This is a genomic window from Streptococcus oralis subsp. oralis (genome assembly GCF_002096495.1).
GTDB classification, from domain to species: domain Bacteria; phylum Bacillota; class Bacilli; order Lactobacillales; family Streptococcaceae; genus Streptococcus; species Streptococcus oralis_CU.
Genome location: NZ_NCUO01000012.1, coordinates 254,610 through 273,427, shown reverse-complemented (window position 1 = coordinate 273,427; position 18,818 = coordinate 254,610). Strand labels below are relative to the sequence as shown.

General features: G+C 41.0%; 11 protein-coding genes. All 11 read right to left on the bottom strand.

The window, feature by feature from the left end:
* Positions 1 to 93: 93 nt before the first annotated feature.
* Positions 94 to 936, bottom strand: a complete 843-nt coding sequence (locus B7717_RS06725; protein WP_071851349.1) for an aldo/keto reductase — start codon at positions 934 to 936, stop codon at positions 94 to 96.
* Positions 937 to 1,017: 81 nt separating this feature from the next.
* Positions 1,018 to 2,409, bottom strand: a complete 1,392-nt coding sequence (pgdA, locus tag B7717_RS06720; protein WP_070535474.1) for a peptidoglycan-N-acetylglucosamine deacetylase PgdA — start codon at positions 2,407 to 2,409, stop codon at positions 1,018 to 1,020.
* Between the two features lie 103 nt (positions 2,410 to 2,512).
* Positions 2,513 to 4,240: a septation ring formation regulator EzrA gene (gene ezrA, locus B7717_RS06715; RefSeq protein ID WP_070799981.1), complete on the bottom strand. Its 1,728-nt coding sequence runs from the start codon at positions 4,238 to 4,240 to the stop codon at positions 2,513 to 2,515.
* 80 nt (positions 4,241 to 4,320) lie between these two features.
* On the bottom strand, positions 4,321 to 6,267 hold the full coding sequence (gene gyrB, locus B7717_RS06710; protein WP_000134077.1) for a DNA topoisomerase (ATP-hydrolyzing) subunit B: 1,947 nt from the start codon (positions 6,265 to 6,267) through the stop codon (positions 4,321 to 4,323).
* A 13-nt stretch (positions 6,268 to 6,280) separates the two neighbouring features.
* Positions 6,281 to 6,844, bottom strand: coding sequence for an HAD-IA family hydrolase (locus B7717_RS06705; RefSeq protein WP_025168831.1), 564 nt, complete (start codon positions 6,842 to 6,844; stop codon positions 6,281 to 6,283).
* Between the two features lie 460 nt (positions 6,845 to 7,304).
* Complete coding sequence (locus B7717_RS06700; RefSeq protein ID WP_084944428.1) at positions 7,305 to 12,032, bottom strand: glycoside hydrolase family 70 protein; 4,728 nt, start codon at positions 12,030 to 12,032, stop codon at positions 7,305 to 7,307.
* A gap of 86 nt (positions 12,033 to 12,118) precedes the next feature.
* The gene (locus B7717_RS06695) at positions 12,119 to 12,982 is read right to left on the bottom strand and encodes a helix-turn-helix domain-containing protein (protein WP_000894366.1); all 864 of its coding nucleotides are present in this window, start codon (positions 12,980 to 12,982) and stop codon (positions 12,119 to 12,121) included.
* Between the two features lie 385 nt (positions 12,983 to 13,367).
* Positions 13,368 to 13,922, bottom strand: a complete 555-nt coding sequence (locus B7717_RS06690; protein WP_084944427.1) for a DJ-1 family glyoxalase III — start codon at positions 13,920 to 13,922, stop codon at positions 13,368 to 13,370.
* A gap of 10 nt (positions 13,923 to 13,932) precedes the next feature.
* Positions 13,933 to 15,156, bottom strand: coding sequence for an FtsW/RodA/SpoVE family cell cycle protein (locus B7717_RS06685; RefSeq protein WP_000830416.1), 1,224 nt, complete (start codon positions 15,154 to 15,156; stop codon positions 13,933 to 13,935).
* Positions 15,157 to 15,161: 5 nt separating this feature from the next.
* Positions 15,162 to 17,651, bottom strand: a complete 2,490-nt coding sequence (locus tag B7717_RS06680; protein ID WP_394334651.1) for a bifunctional DnaQ family exonuclease/ATP-dependent helicase — start codon at positions 17,649 to 17,651, stop codon at positions 15,162 to 15,164.
* 208 nt (positions 17,652 to 17,859) lie between these two features.
* A complete protein-coding gene (locus B7717_RS06675; protein ID WP_071851358.1) occupies positions 17,860 to 18,711 on the bottom strand; it encodes an NAD(P)H-hydrate dehydratase in 852 nt (283 codons plus the stop codon).
* Positions 18,712 to 18,818: the final 107 nt, after the last annotated feature.

The window sequence follows — 18,818 nt, the reverse complement described above, 5'->3', positions numbered from 1 at the left end:
TATTATACAAACAATTTAGATTTTTTATACACAAAAAGACTAGGATTTAAAATTCCTAGTCTTTGTTATTTCGGTATAAATAGATTTTACAAACTAAAAATCCATCTCATCCACACGTGGTGCGCCCGAAGTCACTGAAATTGTCTTTAAAACTTCTCGCTCGTCATTGCTGAGTTCAATTCCAAAACAGTCAAGATTGCTCTGGATGCGAGAGGCTGTCACCGACTTAGGTAGAGGTAAAAATCCTTCTGCCAAACTCCAAGCCAAGGCAATTTGAGCCACTGATTTCCCATGCTTAGTAGCAATTTCTTGGACTTCTTTCTGTTCAAACAGCTCCCCTTGCCCAAATGGTCCCCAAGCCTCTAAGAGAATTCCTTTCTCTCTACAGTAGTCAACCACTTCCTCCTGATAAACTCCTGGTGCCAAGCGTACCTGATTGACCGCTGGAATGACTCTTGCTATTTCAAGCAAGGCATCCAAATGCTTGGGAAGGAAATTACTAACGCCGATAGCACGGATTTTGCCTTCTTGGTAAAAGTCCTCCATCGCTCTCCAAACTTCAGCATTGCGAGTTTTCCATGCCTCATTTTCTCTTAGTGGTTTTGGATTTGGCCAATGGATAAGGTACAAATCTAGATAGTCCAATCCCAGTTTTTCCATTGATTCTTCAAATGCTTGGCGTGCTTCATCATAGCTGTGATTGGTATTCCAGAGTTTGGTCGTTACAAAAATTTCTTGTCTTGGTAGACCGCTATCTCGAATAGCACGGCCAACGCTCTCCTCATTTTTATAGATAGCTGCAGTATCGATATGACGATAACCAGCCTTTAAGGCTTCTAAAACGGCTTGGTAGGCTACTTCTCCATTTTCAGCTTTCCATGTTCCAAATCCTAGTACAGGAATTGAAACTCCATTATTAAGTGTGTAAGATTTCATCGTTTTTCCTTTCTATGTGAAGAAAATCTAAAGAAACAAAATCCTGATTATCAGAACACTTGCTCCTTTAGATTTTAACAATTATTGATCACGATCGTAATAGATCTCGTGAGCTTTCAAGCGAGAATTGAGCAATTCAGGAACGGTCACAAATGTATAACCTTCACCCTTTAGATACTCAATGACACTTGGTAGGGAATTAACTGAAGGACCATGGATATCATGCATGAGGATGATAGAACCATTGCGAACCTGGCGCTGTATCTCTGTCAAAATGGCTGTCTCGTTTTTACTCTTCCAGTCCAAACTATCCACATCCCACATGATGAAGCTTAAATCAAGACCGTTTCGAATATCATCAGTGATAGCACCATAAGGTGGACGCATCAGTTTAGAGCTTGATCCTAAAACTTGAGTTAACAAATCTTCTGTATCAGTGATTTGCTTTTTAGCATCTTCGAGCGAAAGTTGTGAAAGAACGGGATGACTCCAGCTGTGGTTTCCTACAACATGACCTTCTGATTTCATTCGTTTTAGAAGATTTTCATTACCTGCAATGTTTTTACCAAGTACAAAGAAGGTTGCTTTTACACCATATTTAGCTAAAGTATCCAAAGCCTGCGTGGTTGTAGTTGGATTTGGGCCATCGTCAAAGGTCAAGGCTACAACTTTTTTATTTTTCTTAGCAAAGTATGTTTGGTAAAGTTCAGCATCCTTTTCTAATAGATAAGAAGACTCAATGACATCAAAGAAACTGGATATTGGTAAAGCAATTTCCTCAACAGTCTCTCCAGCATTAGCAGGATAAAGGATGATTTGACTATCCTTATAATCAAAGCTCCAAGATGTCAATTCTTGGTCTGTGAAGCTCTTTATAACTTGATCAATTTTTTCCTGGTCAAGTTTCTTATCTTCTAGAGTTGATTTGATTTGAGTCAGTAAGAGTTCCTTAGCCTTGCTTGCATCTTTGAAAAGTCTACTGAGGTCAAAATCTTTCCCATCTTCAGTCAAGAAAATTTTCCCTAAGGAAGTCTTTTCTTTTTCTTCAACCTTTGATGCAGACAAATCGTAGACTTGCTTGCTGATATTACGAGCAACAACTCCCTTTAAGACAGGATCCAACTGCTCGGTATAATAAAAGACCAAGTCCTCTTTATCTTCCAGCTTTTCTTTGATATCCTGGTTGATTTTTTCTCTAACAGACGCAATGACTTCCTCTCCTTGTAGAGGATAGTAGGCAATCACCTCAGCTTGACCTTTTCGAAAATGGTCCTTCTGACTACCTGAGTTGAATTGCTGATCCTTTTCGCTCTTCAGCGCTTCAATTTTTTGTTCGTAAGATTGTTTTTGTAGTAGCTTATAACCAATAGCACTCCCTAATAGAATCGTAGCAATTCCAAAGATTCCAACAAGGGAAAGCAATAGCCTTCTCGTTTTATCGTGAGAAACACGTTTCGCTCTATTTTTTTTCATATTTCCATCATATCAAATCGAGGCTATTATTTCAATGATAAACAGGGATTCTGTCTTTTTTTAGGAAAAGAAAAAAGCTTAGAAATCTTCTAAGCTTCTATTTTTAAAAACGAATCGCTTCACGTGTTTTCTCATATGAAGTTACAAAACGGTTTGTAACCCCTGGTTCAGCAACTTCCAAGGCTTGTGAAATTTTTTCAAATGATGCCTGGTAGTCAAACTCTTTTTCAAAAATTTCAAGCGCTTCGTTGAAGGCCTCTTGGATACGCTCATCAAATGAACGGTAACGGTTTGAGTATTGGAGTAGTTGCTCCGTCAAGGTTGCATATTGAACGATATCATAGGTTTCTGTTTCAAGTGCTTCCATATCATTTGTTGCAATTTCAAGAATTCGTTTAACCGATTCAATATTCACTTGTGGTTGTTCTAACTCTGCCATCAAATCTTCTGTGTTATGACTTGCAGTAAAGAAAAGTTTCAAGAAACTTTGAGGAATACCTGGCAAGTTTCTCTTCTCCATGTAACGTTTGATAGTATGCAAACGGTTCACATAGACATTTGCTTTTTGGCGAGCATTGAGGTCGTCTTTTTCAATTTGCGCAAGTCGTTCGCTAACAGAGATTTGCTCATCCTCTATATCCTTGAGGTTGCTTTGAAGCATTTCCAACTGTTCTTCAAGAGCAGAGTAGGCTTGTGTTGACTCACCTTGATCCTCTGTCACTTCCATGATTGCCGTATCAAGTGCAGCCAATTCTGCTTGAAGACGACGAACATGATTTCCATCACTTTCAGGAAGAAGGTAGGTTTTAGTCAAGCGTTCAAGATCTTGAACAAGCACCTGATTATTTTCTTTCAAGTGGTTGAGATAAGTTGGTAATGTAGCAAGAAGACTTTCAACTACTTTTTGAGCTGCAATTTCACGAGTGAAGATATCATAAAGGGCGTTGATTTCTTCTTGGATGCGATTATTTTCATACTCTGCATTGTCCAACTCCAACTGACGGATGTTTTCTTGATTATTCTTCAAAGATTCATGCAAAAGTTGGAAACGAGACTCGATATCTGTTTCTGTAAAGTGGTAGTTGGCATCCAACAGCTTGCGATAGCCTTCTTCCAAATCTGCTAATTGTTCTGGCAGTTCCTTTGTCAAGGTTTCAACAAGAGCTGGAATTCGCTCAACGATGTGTGTCAAAGCAAGAATATGATTTTCAGTTGAATCAAGAATTGCTGCCGCTTCAACTGGGTCACCTGATGAATTTAGGGTAACAAATTGAGAGAATTCAGATTGGATGTTTTCCAATTGTTTCTCAATCTCAGGAAGGGCCTTCCCATATTTCTCCGAGTCTTCTGCAACGGTATGTTGAAGGGATTCAAACAAGTCCAAGGCATGAAGGACACGGCCACTATTCTTAGATTCTTGCTTTTCAAGTTCAGAAAGGGCATTGCGAATAGCAGCAATGTCTTCTTCAATCAAGCCGATTTGGCTTTCAATTTGATCAATCTTGTGAGCAGCTTTGAAAAAACGGAAAGAATTATTGTAGCTTTCAGCTTCAAAGAGGTGATTTTCAATATCAGCAAATGAATTCAGAGATAAATCAACCCATTTTTGGTTCCATTCACGGAAGGTCACCTGACTTTGACCAATCAAGTGCATGTTTTTAACGGCTTCAACCTCATCATTTACAGGAAGGTTGTAGAGTTCTTCTTTTCTTTCTTCAAGGGCCGTTAATCTGCTTACATTACGCTTACGTAAAAAGATAGCTGTTACATAAGCTAAGATCAGAATGACTGCAATCGCAACCATTAGATAAATTAGTTGTCCATTAGACATATCAAACTCCTTTTATACTAGAAACAATCGTAATGATTATATCATATTTTTTAAACCAAGGGAACTATTTCCCACATTTTTTAGACGTCAAGTGTACTGTAAACAGCGTTTTCTTCGATAAATTCGCGACGAGGTTCTACTCGATCCCCCATCAACATATCAAAGATTTTATCTGCTTCGGCAGCATCATCTACCGAAACACGCGCCATCAAGCGATGTTCAGGATCCATGGTTGTTTCCCACAATTGGTGGTCATCCATTTCTCCCAAACCTTTATAACGTTGGATGGTTGGTTTTGAACGCCCTTCACTATGACGTGCTAAGGCTTCTTGGAGTTTAATTTCTTGATCTGCACCAGGTTGAATGTATTCTTTGATCTCACTTCCCACTTTAACCCCATAAATCGGTGGTTGGGCAATATAGACATAACCAGCCTCTAAGATTGGTTTCATGTAGCGGTAAATCAAGGTTAGCAGGAGAGTTCGAATGTGGGCTCCATCAACATCGGCATCGGTCATCAAAACGAGTTTTTGGTAACGAGCCTTAGTGACATCAAATTCTGCACCAAATCCTGTTCCCATGGCTGTGAAAAGACTTCGAATTTCTTCGTTTGCAAGGATTTTATCCATGCTAGCTTTTTCAACGTTCAAGATCTTACCACGAATTGGAAGGATAGCCTGGAACTCACGGTTACGACCAGATTTGGCTGATCCACCAGCTGAGTCTCCTTCGACGATGAAGAGTTCGGTTTCAGCAGGGTTGTTCGAAGAACAGTCTGCTAGTTTTCCAGGAAGATTGGAAATTTCCAAACCAGATTTCTTGCGTGTGACTTCACGCGCACGCTTGGCAGCTACACGAGCCTTGGCAGCCAAGATCCCTTTTTCCACGATACGCTTGGCGATCTGTGGATTTTCCATAAGGAAATCAGAGAAGGCATCGCTGAAGAGGCGATTGGTAATCTTGACTACTTCACTATTCCCCAGTTTGGTCTTGGTTTGTCCTTCAAACTGCGGATTTGGATGCTTAACTGAGATAACTGCTGTCAAACCTTCACGGACATCTTCTCCTGTTAGGTTATCTTCATTGTCTTTTAGTAGCTTATTCTTGCGGGCATAATCATTGATAACACGCGTCAGAGCTGTACGGAAACCTTGCTCATGTGTTCCACCTTCATGGGTGTGAATGTTATTGGCGAAACTCATAACGTTTTCGTGGTAACCGGTTGTGTACTGCATGGCTACTTCAACTGTGATATCATCCATCTCACCGTCTGTGTAGATTGGTGTATCAAAGATCACATCCTTGTTCTCGTTGATATATTCAACGTAGCTAGCAATCCCACCCTCATAGTGGTAATGTTTAGTCTGTTCGAGACCTTCACGCCTATCTGTGATGGAGATTCGAAGGCCTCGATTCAAAAAGGCTAGTTCTTGAATACGTTTGTTTAATTTTTCAAAGTCAAAAGTTGTTGTTTCTGTAAAAATCTCTGGATCTGGTGTGAAGTGAACTGTTGTTCCCGTTTTATCCGTATCTCCAACCACCTCAAGATCAGCAACAACATGACCACGACGGTATTCTTGGTAATGAATCTTACCATTTTTGTGGACATGAACATCTAGTTGCGTTGAAAGAGCGTTTACTACTGATGAACCTACACCGTGCAATCCACCTGAAACCTTGTAACCGCCACCGCCGAATTTTCCTCCAGCGTGAAGAACTGTAAAGACGGTCTCAACAGCGGGACGTCCTGTCTTTTCCTGAATATCAACAGGAATTCCACGCCCATCATCCACTACGGTGATGGAGTTATCTGGCTCTATAAAGACTTGGATGTGACTGGCAAATCCAGCTAGGGCTTCGTCAATTGAGTTATCAACGATTTCCCATACTAGATGGTGAAGACCTTCTTTTGAAGTCGATCCAATATACATACCTGGACGCATACGAACAGCTTCAAGTCCCTCCAAAACTTGAATTTGACTGGCATCATAATCCTGTGCCTGTTGATTTTTGATTTCTTCTGTCATTTTTTCCCTTTTCTTACATGTCTATTGCTTGTCTCAATGTCGCAACGTTATTAAAAAGATAGGCATCTAAGCCAGCAGCTTTACCTGCTTCTACATCTATATTTCTGTCACCAATGACCAAACCAGATGTAATATGATATTTATCACGTAAATAAATCATGGACTCAGGATCTGGTTTTCGTTTAAAGCCAGAACTGGCAGTCACCACCTCGGTGAAGTAGTTCGCTATCTGGGTCTTAGCAAGAAGTTCTAGAACTTGGTCATTTCGATGAGAAACCAAGAAATGGCGACCACCCTTGTCCGAAACGTCTTTGAGTAATTCTGGAATTCCCTCAAACAAAACTGGATGTTCTAGCTCACGCGCTTCATTTTCTTTATAGTTCTCTAAAAAATCCTCGATATCTGGTGCAAACTTCTCGATGGCAAAAGCTGTCGAAACCTTCAAAGCTTCGTAGACTCGGTCGTGTTCTTGCTCTATTCCGTATTGGGCTAAGGTTTCTACAAAGGCTGCAGTAGAAGTCTCATAATTATCCAATAGGGTACCACCTAAATCCCATATATAGTCGTGATATTTCATACCCTTCATTATACCATTTTTTTATGAAAAAAGCGATGATTTCCTAGATTTTTCGGCTCTATAATTTATATAGAGAGTAAAACACTATTGCATCTATGGAGCCTTTTTGTGAAGAATAGCTCCTCTATAAATAATCAAGCAAAATCTTTCTTATCTCAAATGTACAAATTAAAGAATAGAAACTACTAACAACCGCGTCATTGTTCACAAACGAAACGCTTTTGGATTTTCAAACTTTAAAAATAGAATACTCATTGCTTTGAATACCACAATAGAGTGCAGAAAAAGATTATTCCAATATGGAGTCCCTTGTTAATTCATTACAGTTCCCAATGATTCCATCTTTCTTTTCAATTGTAATTTATTCTCCAAACAGGCAAAAAACGATAACGTCCTTTTAAGGTGTTATCGTTTTTGTATATCATCAGATAAAGTTTGATTTTTATTGAGCTAAATTCGATTAGTTTCTTCCGAAGTTTTGACCTCTACCATCGCGGTCAAAATACATCCAACTTCCATCTTCAAGTTGAATCCATTTGCTTCGAGCCATATCCCCTGAATTGGCATCGAAATATCGACTAACCCCATTCACATCAACAACTTTTCCTTTGACTTGCTTGCCGTCTTGCGTGAAATAGAGAGTCTGTTGACCAACCTGCTGCAAGCCTGTCACTGCTTTTCCATCTTGATCAAAATAGTACCACTCATTTTGGGAACCTTCGACAAACTTGTTGGTTGCCATCTCTCCTGAGTTAGCATCAAAGTAACGGATACTCTTATCTGAAAGTGTCACGATTTTGCCCTTGACTTGCTTGCCATCTTGGTCGAAGTAAAGTGTTTGTTTGTCAATCTTTTGAAGGCCTGTCACTGCTTTACCAGTTTGGTCAAAGTAATACCATTCGTTCTTGGCACCTTCTGCAAACTTGCCGACTGCCATTTCTCCTGAGTCGGCATCAAAGTAACGGATGGATTTATCAGCCAAAGTTACTACTTTACCCTTGACTTGCTTACCATCTTGGTCAAAGTAAAGTGTTTGTTTGCCAATCTTTTGAAGACCTGTCACTGCTTTACCAGTTTTGTCAAAGTAATACCATTCGTTCTTGGCACCTTCAGCAAACTTGCCGACCGCCATTTCTCCTGAGTTGGCATCAAAGTAACGGATACTCTTATCTGAAAGTGTCACGATTTTACCCTTGACTTGCTTGCCATCTTGGTCAAAGTAAAGTGTTTGTTGACCAATCTTTTGAAGACCTGTCACTGCAACTCCATCTGCTCCGAAATAGTACCAATCACTTGGGTTATCACCTTGAGCAAAACGATTGATAACAGCATTTCCTGAATCCTTGTCAAAGTAACGAAGTTTGCCATCTTTAGCACTCACAATCTTGCCCTTAACCTGATAGCCGTTTTCATCAAAGAATTGCTGTCCATCTCCTATCTTGACAAGACCTCGAGCCATAACGCCCTTGGCATCAAAGTAACGCCAGTTTTCACCATCAGTAGTGTAGTAACGGTTGAGAACTTGGGCACCAGTTTGATCATAGTAGTACTGATTACCTTTTTCATCTTCACGGATAGAATCACGAAGTTGAATACCATTCTTCAAGAAATAAACGTGCTTGCCATCAATTTCATGAGCACCTGTTACAAGATAACCTCGTTTATCGAAGTAATACCAATTTCCATTTTCATCTTGGATAAAGGAATTTTTAGCTTGATAACCACTAGTTGAATAGAACTTGGTACCATTGGCATCACTAACAAATCCTGTGTAAGCATTCTTATTAACTAATTGCTTAGGCAGTACCACCTCCCCATTTTTGTTAGTGAGATAGTCGTTGCTAGCCCAGTCTTTAAGAACATAGTAAGCCCCACGACCTAAGATATTGGTACCATTGAAGTACTTAGCCGACCACTTGGTAATCTTCTCATCTGTTGTCATCTTTTGACCATTGGAAATCTGTACTCGTTCAAAGATTTCTGGATATTTAGCTTTAAGCTCATCCAAGAAGGCCCCACCGTACTTACCTTGGAAATCAGTCCCATTGGTCTTACTATTAGCTACATAGAGTTTTTCCTTGATTTCTGCGCCTTCACGGTAGGTTCCGTAGTTATTGACACGTGTTGCTGTTACCACTTCCTTACCTGGTAGGTTATAGATTTGGTCTGGTACCCAGTCCGCGATGGCTTGGATATTGACACTGTGAAGCGCACGGAGAGCATTGAGCAAATCTTTTAAAGAACCATATTTATTGTTCTTGCTCATCGCCATATCGTAGCGGTCTTCAAAGGCATAACCATTCTGAATGATAGAATCTAAGAAAGTACCGTCTTGGCTAGATACATACTGAGGTGGTAGCTCAAATGAAGTTACTCCCCATTCCTTGAAGAGGTTGACATTTTTAGCAATGACTTTATTGGTATATTGGTCATCGCGGGTTGCAAAGTCTTGGAAGTTAGAGAAGCCTTCGTAAATCAACTGAGAATCAAGAGCTGCGCTAGATTCATAAACTTGACCACTAGCGTTTTTCTTCTTGCTTGCTTTTGTACGAGCATCCTGATCTGCCTTAGCGCCAACTGGTACCCAAACAGCCAGATATCCAGAAACCTGTACATTGCTGTAGCCTGCAATATCATTCATATCAAAGGTCAAAATACCATTAGCATCTGTCTTCTTCCAGAGCGATTGCGGCACTTCTTCGTCAGTTAGATAGCGGGAAATACCATCTTTGGTCGTCAAAAGTACAGGGCGATAGTATTGATTCTTGTGGGCTGCTCCCATATTGACTTGCAGTTTATCCCATTCGTTCAGTTTCAGGTTAGGGTTGTTAGAAGCAATAACTGCCATCCCTTGGGTACGGGTTTCTGCTGTTCCTTCATCTGTTGCTTCATTGGCACCAGTACCGTAGCGAACAGAAGTCAAAATACCATTGTAAGACCATTTATCAGCCTCACGAGGTACACCCATATAAGTGACTTTCATGTCCTGTCCACCTGCTACATACTTAATACGAGCACGCAACAAGGCATCGATAGCGTCGTGGTAAGGAGATTTTTTCTCCATGTATTGACCATCATCGGTATAGAGATCACCATAGTAGACCCGAGTGATAGAGTCTTTATTGGAGAGCATGAGAGCATGAGCAGTTGGGATGTTGAACTGCGTATACTTCTTGTCTGCCTTGCGCATATCTTCGTTGTAGATCTTGAAGGCTTGCTTGAGTTCATCCATAGTAAAGGTCAAACCATCCGTATTTGGATTGATATTTTCCCGGATGATGTCGGCAATAACGGTTTGTACTTCACTGTCATGAGCCCGCACAAAGATATAGTTAGCCATTCGTTCGCCATTTTTCTTTTCAGAAGAACGGTCATTTAGACTATTTGTAATCGTTGGCTCTACTCCGCTACGGATAGATAGATTACGCATGAATGAATAAAGCAAGGACAAGCGTAGCTTGTTGTCAATTGCTAGTTGAGCACCTTTAGTATCTTTGTTGTAGTCAGGATCGTTATCAGACCAAGCTTCCAAGATAGACAAATGCTTGATGGCTTCTTCTTCACTTTCTCCCACCTTGTAGCGAGACTTGAAGTAGTCAGATGCGATTTGGAGCAAGTCTGCGTTGACATTGTCCACCGCATCGACACGAACTCCATCAAAATTAGCAGTCGGATCATTGGCTACGATGCTTCCAAAGTTCATCATAAAATGCAACCAGTTGAGTTGTTCGGCTTGAACAGCTGGATTAGAGTTGTCAAAGTCGTTAGCGAGCAAGAACTCATAACCACCATTTGACTTGTCAATGAAGTACTTAGGTGTACCTGTTTGACTAGTAGGGGTACGGTTAAGTAGACGGAACTTAGAGTCAGCATGAGAGCTCTTCTCATTATTGGTATAAAGCAAAGCTCCACCCTGCAAGTGGTCCTTTTTAGTACCAGTTGTTTCAGACTCTGACTTGATATTCCAATTTGGCTGGGTTTTGACAAAGGCACCCATCAGCGTTCTCAACCATTTGGTATCGCCTTCTTTACCAATTTTTTCCTCAATCTTGCGCTGAACCTGCTGAGAAGCTCCTGTCAGGAGAGCTTGTTCAACTTTGTTTTCAAAAGCACCTGCTCCCAGACCTTGCTGGTTCATATAGTTGAGGTAATTAATCTGAGTACGCTTATCAGGCCACCAAGCCATCAAAAGGGGACGTAAGTCTGTTTCTGTCGAAGCCGTCCATGTTTTTCCATCTTTTAAGATGAACTTTGGACGATACCAGCTATCTGCTGTCAAATAACCTTCTACAGTTTCGATATCCTTGTCAGTCGTGCCGTAAAAAGCATTCTTTTGAGAGAATTCATTATTGAGACTGCTGGTTCCTTGTTGGAACTGATATTCATTTGAATCAACTAAGGCACCAGTTTCTGCATCAAAATAAAGTATTCTCCCATTAAGTTCAACTGCAAAGTTCTTTTTAACTGTACCATCGTCCTGAACATAGTAATTTTTACCATCAATGGTCTTAATATGAGATAGGACATCATCATCATGGTCAGCATTTACAGGTGCAGGTTGAGCCTGATCTGCCACCATTCTTTCAGCCACTGCTCCTTGTTTTTGAGCAGGTTCGGGCAAGCGATCTTTCTTTGCAACCTTTGGATTTGCAACAATCTTGTCTTCAACAGCCGTTTTTTCTCGTTTGTCGCCTTCTTGGTCTTGGGCAGTTGTTGGCCTTGCTTGTTTATTCTGGTCTGCTACTTCAGTTTTAGGAGTTTCTGTGATTGCATTAGCAGCTTTAACTTCTTCAGCAACAGCAGCCTTTTCTGTAGATGCTTCTTTCGTATCTGCTGGTTTAGCAGGCTCTTGAGCATTGGTTTGAACTGTTGCTTCTGTATTTTCTGCTGGTTTAGCAGGCTTTTCACTAGCAGCAACATCGTCTGTCACCTTGTCTGCAGGGGTTACTTTTTCTGCTTCTTGCTCAGATGCTATTTTAGCTTGGGCTGGAGTTTTCTGACCCGAACCACTAGTCTGAGCTGTAGCAGGTTCTTGAACTACAACCTGCTTTACATCATCCGCATGGACAACGCCTGGTTCTAGACCAAGTACCTTTGGTGCTACAATAAGGGCCAAGGTAGTCAAAGCAATGGCTACCCAGTTTTTCTTAACTTTATGCATCTTATAATGAATCTTTTTCTCCATCATAAAGCCTCCTTCTGAATTTAGTATAAAGTTATGCTCTTATTCTAGTATATTTTTCAAAATGATCATTTTTTGTTGCACATCTACAACTATGAAAGGCAAATTCTTTCAAACTGTTCTTTAAGCTTTTGGGCAACACCAAAGGAATCTAAAAATTCAAAAAAAGATAGGCATTGCTCGATGTCACTGAGAGCATTGGTATTCCCAACCTTGTAGGAGTAGAGAGCCCTATGATACTTAATCAGCGTTCGATCATATAGATCTGTTTCAGGAATTTTAGAGTGGTCGAGATAATTGAGAAACCTCATAGCAACTAGCAGGTGGTTCCCTTCTATACAGACACTAATGACATTAAGTAGCATCTTGATAATACGGCGGCGATTTTCAGGTAGGTTGTTATAAAACTGGGTACGATTGATCATCTCACTAGCGAAGGTTTCCAGCGTTTCCAAGGTCATCAAATCAACACTGTTTGTAAAAAGCCAGAGTTCATAACGTCCCCACTCCTCAACAGAAAAGAGATGATCCGTCAGAAATTCAATATCCTTCTTGCTAATCTGAAAATCTGAGCAACAGGAGGACAAGAGAGCCCTGACAATGATCGTATTGAGTTTATAGTTTTTCTTCTCAGGAAACTGTTCAGTCAAAGCTTCTGAGCTTGACAAAATATTTTGGAGCTTGACAACATTGTTTTCCTGATATGCATCAGCTACTTTTTTTGAGAACAGCACATCATCTGAATCAATGTAATTATGGTAAACATACTGAAACTCCTCTAGGGAAACGGCCATATTTTTTAAACAGCAATAAAAAGAATCAAGTGTGATCCCATTGACTCCCCGTTCAAAACGGGATAGCTGAGCCACGGAAATATCACCAGCAGCTACCTCTTTCAGGGACATTTTTTTTGATTCTCTAATGACTTTGAATATTTTTCCAAAAGTTTCCAACATATCACTCCCCCAGTTTCGTATATGCAAAAAATTCTGACTAATTTTAATATACTAGTAACATGTTTCAATTACATTACAGAGAAAGTACTTTATATTTCAAATTAATACAAGCAGATTAATTCGCATGATAAGACCGTTTAATATAGCATTTGTTGAATATTCTATCTTTTTCAAGAATCTTTTGATTTCAGTAACAATCTGAAGTATTCTATCTAACAACTTGAAAACACTAACATTTCTAGAGATAGATTTCCTTCTTATGCTAGACAAAGTTCTGGACAAAGCTTGATTGATTTATAAAAGATTGATATAAAATCGCAAGACAATCATCTGAAACATTTTTTAGACATAGAGTAAATAAAAAAACGAGAGTCCGCCTCTCGTTTTACTGTTGATTTCCAAAGACATCTCGATAGAGCATGCCGACTAGTAAACTTTCGGCATCTCCTCCCAACTGGTCCACCAATTCATAGGCAAAGGCAAGTGCGGTTGACGGTCCTCGGCTGGTTGTTAGATTACCATCTACAACCACTATTTGCTTTTGATAAATTCCGTCAGTAATTTGCTCCTGAACTCCGTCATAACAAGTAAAGTGCTTGTCTTGCAGGACACCTGCTTGATGAAGAGCGATTGGAGCTGCACAGATGGCAGCAATTTTCTTTCCTGCTTGGTCAAAGCCTTTAATCTGTGAAATGAGGGCTTGATTATCTCGTAGGTGAGCTGAGCCTGGCATGCCACCTGGAAGAACGACCAAGTCATAGTCGGATAAATCGCCATCAAAGATATGGTCGGCTTTTACCTGAATGTCATGTGATCCTGTCACCTGCTCTTCAAATCCTACCATATCACAAGAAATGTTTGCTCGACGCAAGACATCGACTACTGTCAAGGCTTCGATTTCTTCAAAGCCATTTGCTAAGATAACTGCAACTTTTGCCATAGTGACCTCCTTATTTGATTTGTTTTAGGACGACTTTCTTTCGTTTGAATGGAACTTTTCCACTTTTCTCCTCCGCTAGATTGGTCTGGTAACTCATAGACAAGAGGAGACCGACACCAATGAGGTTGCTAATAATTGCGGAGCCCCCTTGAGAGATGAAAGGCAGAGGAATCCCTGTCAAAGGAAGTAAGCCTGTCACGGCACCGATATTTTCAAAGATATGGAAGAGCAACATCATGATAAATCCAGTCGAGATATAGGTGTAGAACTGGTTGTTTGACCTGAGCGTAATCTTCAACATCCGGTAAATAAGAAGCAAGTATAAAGCAACGACAAAGACCGAACCAATGAAGCCAAAGTCTTCAGCAATTACGGTAAAAATCATATCACTTTCACGTACTGGAATGAGGAGATTGGACACATTGAAACCTTGTCCAAACAAGCCACCACTTCCAATCGCAATTTGTCCCTGCGCCTGTTGGTAAGTCGTTGTTTGCGCAAAGTCAAAGGGATTGAGCCAAGCCAAGATGCGGTTGATCTGGTAAGTTGGCATCCCAATCTGATGCAAGAAGGCACGTCCATCCTTGCTTATAAAGATGGCCATGAAGCCTGCAACTGCAGTCACTCCTGTCACAAAGACCGGAATGATAATCTTCCACGAAACACCTGAAAGGAGAACCATACCGGAAAAAATAGCTACAAAGACCAAGGCAGTCCCCAGATCACTTTGTAGGGCTAAGAGGAGCAAGACTGGTATGGTAAAGGCGATCATCCAACCAATCAATAGGAAATCCAAGGGAATAGTCCGTCGCCATTCCTTGTGTTTTTGAGTGAATCTTACAATGGCTCGAGCCAACATCAAGATATAGGAAATCTTCATGAATTCCGATGGCTGGAAAAGTGTCGTTCCACCAATCGATACCCAGTTCTTGGCACCTGTTGACGCTACAAGATTTGGATTGAAGAAAACAAGAGGTAGGACCATCAAAGCCAACCCTAGACCATAAAGATAGGGAGTCACCTTCCATAAAAACTCGGTATTAAAGAACATGACCACAAATCCAATGACAAGCCCCAAGGAAATCCAAGCGATTTGCTGACCTAGAATTGGTAATACATTATTTGGATAGTCATGACTAACTGCTATATAAATGGCCACTACTCCAATCACCAGTAAACAAAACACTGGTAGGAGGAGGCTATAATCGACTCGAGAGTCGAAGGATCGTTTCATATTTTTTACCTTTTCTCTTTCTGGGATTTTTCTTTCATTCTATTGCGACGGGATTGGAGAAAATCAGCTACAGCAGGCTCTAGCTGTTCTCTAGAAAGAACCTGAACAGCCCTTTCTTTTGACAAGGTCTGGGCGATTTGTTTGCCGTAACGCTTGCTGACAACACGACTGTCTAAGATTAGAGCAACCGAACCTTGGTTGGGCCGTCTAACAGTACGACCAAGGGCTTGTTTTAGCCGAATGATCGCCATCGGTAACTGATAATCATAGAAAGGATTTTTCCCTTCTTGACGCAGTTCCTGGTTTAATTTTTTTGTTAAAGGCTCTTGGGGATTTTGGAAAGGCAATCTCGGAATCACTTGGATCACGCAAGGATGGGTTGAAAAATCAACCCCTTCCCAGAAACTACCTGTTCCAAGCAAGATCTTGCGTTCACCTTTTTCAAAACGTTTTTTCAGTTGACTTGGTTCCCCATTTTTATACTGAGCTAGATGCGGTTGGTCGAGCAGGTCCGAAACTGCCAGCAGCATTTCTTTTGAAGTAAACAAGACCAGTATGGGTTCTTGAAAGGCTTGTAAGCTTCGAATGACAGAAGCCACTTCACTAGCATAGTCAACAGGTGAAACTTCTGTCACAAGAGGAAAATCATCGACTAGAAAGACTTCTTGTTGCTCCTGTTTTGCTACATCAAGCCTAACAAGCGGAGCATCCGGAAATCCCAATAAATCTGCTAGGGAAACCCGATTGCTGATTTCAAGAGTGGCCGATACTCCTAGGAGCCTACAATCTTCTGGCAATAAGTCTGCTAGTATAAAGCGGCCTTTTTTACTTGAACAAATCAAGACATCCTTGCTCGATTTCTCTGCTGTAGCAAGCCAAAATTCACGGTCCGAGGTGAAAAAGTTTGCAATCTCTCTATACTCTGGGAGAGCTAGCTCCGAAAAATGCTGGCGCAACTCTTCAAGAGAATCCAACCACTTTCCATTCTTAAGGCCTGACTGGTAGTGCTCCATCAAGTAACGACATTCAAAGCCGATACTCTCAAGCAAGCGTTTCTGAACCAAATCTTCCTCTGTCTCCAAGGACTTATCAAGCTGGGTTACAAGATCCTCAAGACGATAAGCCTGCTGGGCTAGATTTTCGAGAGCTAGCAGCATTTTTTGAGCCTCATCCAAGATTACTAAACGGTTATCGACAAACTCTGGATTGTCTTCCAAACGAGTGACCAGATAAGCATGATTGGTCAGAAGAACACGACTGGTTTTTGCCTTTTCCTGCCCTCGTTTCCAAAAATCCTCTGTGGCAAATAAACTTTTCTTTGAAAGCTTGCCATCGTGGACTAGTTCTGGCAGAAAATGCTGATAGCGATAAAGTTGCCCTATTTCGTCCAAGTCACCTGTCTCTGTCTCTGTTAGCCAGATAAGCAACTGCATTTTAAAGCGTGTGAAAAGGCGATTGGACTCCAGTCGATGGAGAACTCGGTGAAAGGCATCCAGTTTTAAATAATTTTGAGGCCCCTTGAGACTATGAATTTCCAGATGGAAGACCTCTTTTAAGCGCTGACCTTCTTCTTGCATGATTTGATTTTGAAGAATTTTGGTCGGAACACTCACTAGGATACCTGCTTGACTCTCCAAGTTCAAAGCTGGGAGGAGATAACCATAAGTCTTGCCCAGTCCCGTTTGGGCTTGGATAAAGGAAGTCTGGTGTTCTTCCAATAATTGCTCAATCTTCTCCGCAAATTCCAACTGTTGCGGACGCTCCTCCAGCCCCAATAAAGAAATGTTTTTAGCAAAGTCTTTGGATAACTTTCGTGGGACTAAGGCTTTGCTTTCCTTTCTGAGGAAAAGCCCATGAAGTTCCATCAAGTCGGGCGAAGATAAGAGAGATTGTTGCTGATAGACCTCCTCAATCACCAGATAACTTTCATAGAGAAGGTTGTCTGCAAGGTTTAATAAGCTTTCTAAGAGCCCTTTAGGTAGCTCAAAGAGTTTTTGACACATGTAAAGCAAGAGTTCAGCTGTTGCCTGAGCATCTGACAGGGCAGTATGGGCATGTTCCAGCTCAATGCCCAACTCTTGACAAAGGATACCTAAGTTATACTTTTCAAACTGAGGATACAAAACTTGGGCAAGCTCAACTGTATCCACCCGCGGTGTGCGCAATTCATATCCTTCAAAAAAGAGGAATTCTGCAAGGAGGTTGGCATCAAACTGTACATTGTGCGCAACAAAAATACCGTCCTTAACCAATTCAAAAATTTTTCCGGCCACCTGAGAAAACTCTGGTGCCGCAGCCAAGCGTTGATCGGTCAGACCTGTTAATTCTTTGATATGAGAATCCAAGGGTTCGTGGGGATTGACATCAGTCGCATACTGATCGATGATTTCACCATTCTCAATCACCACAATGCCTACTTGAATAATTTTTGCCTTGCTTCCGGTGCTGGTCGCCTCTAAATCAACGACCACATACCGATCATTTCTCGCATTCATCATTAAAAATTATATCAAAAAAAGCATGATTTGACACCCCTCAACTTTGTTAACAATCTTGCTTCATTTGTGAGTTTAATAAAAAATCAAGACCTTAAAAGTGAGAATTTTTCGTAAGTTCAGCAGTTGGTTGCTGGTTCTGAGGTATTTAAAAATCTTACCAGAAAAATAAATCAGCTGTGAAAACATAAAAAAGGCAATTAAGATTTCAATTGCCTTTTTGGGATATTTTTTTCATTGTTTTTGGAATTTCACAGCTAATCTGACTTGGTAAAACCACATAGTGTTCTTGAGCTAGTTCTTGGGCAATGGCTGAGTGCAGATGAGTCGCTACCACCACACGTTCATAGAGACTGGCCTGTCGGAATTGGCCTGCAAATCCTGCAATCATTCCAGCCAGTGTATCTCCCATTCCCCCACTTGCTTGATAGGGGCCTCCAACCTGTAACTGATAGTATTCAGGTTTGCCAGCTTGCCAGATACGAGTTGCTGGCCCCTTCTCGACTAGAATCGTTCCTTGTGGAAAAGATGAAAGAGCCCTAGCAGTCGTCTCTGTATTTTGATGGTCAAGAGCTGTACCAGATAATCTTTCCCATTCCTTTTGGTGGGGAGTTAGGATGAGCTGACTGGAAGGAAACGGTAACTGGCCGTTTGCTAAGATGCCCAAAGCACCGCCATCTGCAATCAAAATCTGGTCTTTTCTAAGGCTGTCAAAGACCCGTTTTACGAGTTCTTCTCCAAATGCATCCTCTCGCAAACCCGGACCTAACAAGACAACTTCTGCCTTTACTAACTGTTCTTTTAACAATTGCTGGTCTTGAAGAGAAAATGCCATGGCCTCAGGTAAATGACTGTACAGAGCCGGAATATTCTCCTTATCCGTGCCAACAGTCACCAAACCAGCGCCGCTTTTTACAGCTGCAATGGCTGACATGATGATAGCACCTCCATAAGGATAGGTTCCTCCCAGCAAGAGCAGACGACCGAAATCTCCCTTATGACTGTGACGAGACCGTTCCACAATGACTTTTTCTAGTAAAGTTTGATCAATCACTTTCATCGTTATTTCCCTCTCTATTCATTATACTATAAAGTCTATACACCTTGCATCTTGAACATAAATCTATTCGTTCATATAGAAAAAGAGGGGACAAAGCCCCTCTACTC

Coding starts and splice junctions, on each gene's coding strand:
- pgdA (WP_070535474.1), bottom strand. CDS start 2,409: ATGAAAAAAAATAGAGCGAAACGTGTTTCTCACGATAAAACGAGAAGG.
- B7717_RS06695 (WP_000894366.1), bottom strand. CDS start 12,982: ATGTTGGAAACTTTTGGAAAAATATTCAAAGTCATTAGAGAATCAAAA.
- B7717_RS06680 (WP_394334651.1), bottom strand. CDS start 17,651: ATGAATGCGAGAAATGATCGGTATGTGGTCGTTGATTTAGAGGCGACC.
- B7717_RS06690 (WP_084944427.1), bottom strand. CDS start 13,922: ATGGCAAAAGTTGCAGTTATCTTAGCAAATGGCTTTGAAGAAATCGAA.
- B7717_RS06675 (WP_071851358.1), bottom strand. CDS start 18,711: ATGAAAGTGATTGATCAAACTTTACTAGAAAAAGTCATTGTGGAACGG.
- B7717_RS06725 (WP_071851349.1), bottom strand. CDS start 936: ATGAAATCTTACACACTTAATAATGGAGTTTCAATTCCTGTACTAGGA.
- B7717_RS06700 (WP_084944428.1), bottom strand. CDS start 12,032: ATGATGGAGAAAAAGATTCATTATAAGATGCATAAAGTTAAGAAAAAC.
- B7717_RS06705 (WP_025168831.1), bottom strand. CDS start 6,844: ATGAAATATCACGACTATATATGGGATTTAGGTGGTACCCTATTGGAT.
- B7717_RS06685 (WP_000830416.1), bottom strand. CDS start 15,156: ATGAAACGATCCTTCGACTCTCGAGTCGATTATAGCCTCCTCCTACCA.
- gyrB (WP_000134077.1), bottom strand. CDS start 6,267: ATGACAGAAGAAATCAAAAATCAACAGGCACAGGATTATGATGCCAGT.
- ezrA (WP_070799981.1), bottom strand. CDS start 4,240: ATGTCTAATGGACAACTAATTTATCTAATGGTTGCGATTGCAGTCATT.